Below are 824 nucleotides of genomic sequence, written 5' to 3'. Positions count from 1 at the left end.
GCCGAGCCGGGCAGGCCTTTCCTGCCCTTCTCCTGGTCGGGTGTGTCCCTGCACGCCACGGCGGCGACCAGCCTGCGCGTCAGGCTCACCATCGACGCGAACACCGGTGGCAACAGCGTCGCCCTGGTCATCGCCGATGAGACCGGTATGCCGGTGGCGGAGGTCGAGGCGCTCACGTTGCGTCCGTTGTCCACCTCCGACCTGGCCGTCTCGGGTGATCGGGGCTGGTTGCACCAGGTGGGTTGGACGGCCATCACGGCCGCGACGAGCACCGAGACACCTCGCTGGACGGTGCTGGAGACGGGAGCGCGTCTGGACTCGGTCGTCGAGCCGTCGGAGGCGGTGCTGGTCACCGTTCCGTCGGGTGGTGAGCTGGGCGCGGTGACGCGTGAGGTGCTGGCCCTGGCGCAGGAGTGGCTGGCCGGGGAGCGGTTCGCCTCCTCCCGATTGGTCGTCGTCACCCGTGGCGCGGTGGTGGCGGTCGCGGGCGAGGTGCCGGACCTGGCGCAGGCGGCGGTGTGGGGCCTGGTACGGGCCGCGCAGGCCGAGCAGCCGGGCCGACTCGTACTGCTGGACCTGGACACCGATCCCCTCGACGCGGACACGATCGCTCAGGCGCTGGCCACGGGCGAGCCACAGGTCGCGGTACGGGACGGGCACCTGCTGATGCCAGGGCTGAATCGGATGGCCGAGTCGGTGGGCATGGAGCCGGGGCTGCCGGACGATGCGGGGCTTTCGGGCAGCGTACGGTCGGTGTTCGGTCCGGAGGGCACGGTGCTGGTCACCGGCGGCACCGGCGGGCTGGGCGCGGTCGTGGCCAAACA

At 72.2% G+C, this 824-nt stretch carries 1 protein-coding gene; it reads left to right on the top strand.

Going from position 1 to position 824, the window contains the following annotated elements; translation table 11 throughout:
- Positions 1-42 precede the first annotated feature (42 nt).
- The coding region (locus ACVCAG_RS45790; protein WP_447191677.1) for a SpnB-like Rossmann fold domain-containing protein at positions 43-824 on the top strand (782 nt) is incomplete at its 3' end.

It is taken from the genome of Streptosporangium sp. G12 (genome assembly GCF_052983175.1).
Note: the sequence above shows the minus strand (reverse complement) of the source record. Positions and strands in the feature narration are given on the sequence as shown.